This is a genomic window from Halobacillus litoralis, assembly GCF_009856445.1.
In the GTDB taxonomy this organism is placed as follows: Bacteria; Bacillota; Bacilli; order Bacillales; family Halobacillaceae; genus Halobacillus; species Halobacillus litoralis.
This window is the reverse complement of record NZ_WMFA01000029.1, coordinates 1-1,275: the sequence shown is the minus strand read 5'-3', so window position 1 is coordinate 1,275 and position 1,275 is coordinate 1. Positions and strand designations below refer to the sequence as shown.

Here is a 1,275-nt window from a genome sequence, read left to right as displayed (position 1 = left end):
TGGAGTGACACAGTTAAATAAGACTCAATAAAACACCTAGGCTGCCATTACTCTGAATTCAATTGGAGTTTGGCAGTTTAGCTTTTTAAATGGTCGACAATAATTATAATAATACATGTACGTTTCTACTTTTTCACGTACTGTATGATTATCTAACTTCCCTCGATCCAGAGGGTTGAATTCTTCCGATTTTAACTGGGAGTGGAAGGATTCGATGACGGCATTATCAAAGCAGTTTCCCCGCCGGGACATGCTTGTGATAATGCCTCTTTTTTTGGTCTCTTCTTGAAATTCATAAGACGTATACTGTGACCCTTGATCACTGTGAAGGATCACTTCATACACATCACGACCCTCGCAAGCTTTCCTCAACGTATCCAATACTAGTGATTTCTCTTGATTGTCACTAATGGAATAAGCGAGAATTTCATTATTGTACAGATCCATAATCGTTGATAAATATAACATCTTCTCTCCATAGGGAAGGTAGGTAATATCTGTCACCCACTTTTCATTAGGTTTGGATGCATGGAAGTTCCGTTCTAAATAATTGGGGACAACAATTTTGCTTTCCCCAGCAATATAGGACTGTCTCTTTGGTTTCACACGACACTGAACATGGTACTTCTGCATAATTCTTTGAACCGTGTTTCGGTTCACCTTTATTTGATGTTCTTTACGTAAAAGATCCCGGACCATACGGTGACCTACTCGAAACGTTAATCCTTCACAAATCTCAAGGATCTTCTCTTCTAACACCGTTGGCCCCCATTCCTTTCCCCGCCAACGATAATACGTAGCTTTAGCTACACCGAAACACTCACAAATAGCTTTAATCTTGTATTTATGCTTGAATGCTTCTACGATTTGGATGAATACTTCTGGAACCACTTCCTTTCGATTTCCTGGTACTTTCCCAACAATTCCTCTCTCATTTCATAATAAGCAACCTTCTTCTTCAACAATGCAACCTCATTCTCATCGTCCGGGCCTAACCCATTCGAATATTGTTTTCCTATAGGTTGAGCGAAACGGTGGTTCTCCCCGTTTCTAAACCATTTCATCCAAGTTTTAATTTGAGACTTATTCTTAATTCCAAATATATCCATCAATTCTTGGTTTGAATGGTTTCCCTCTAACTTTAATTGAACAACTTTCTTCTTAACTTCTTCAGGATAATGAACTTTTTTACCCATAAGAAAAACACCTCCAAGTGTAAGTAGTATTACAACTTTGAAGGTGTTTTATTAAGTCTCATTTTATTAGGTCACTCTA

1 protein-coding gene is annotated in these 1,275 nt (G+C 38.1%); it reads right to left on the bottom strand.

Going from position 1 to position 1,275, the window contains the following annotated elements:
• Positions 1-36: 36 nt before the first annotated feature.
• Positions 37-1,196 (bottom strand): IS3 family transposase gene (locus tag GLW00_RS20265; RefSeq protein WP_160917069.1). Its coding sequence is split into 2 segments (ribosomal slippage): positions 37-917 and positions 917-1,196, totalling 1,161 coding nucleotides; the frame shifts between segments, so codons are not numbered across the junction.
• Positions 1,197-1,275: the final 79 nt, after the last annotated feature.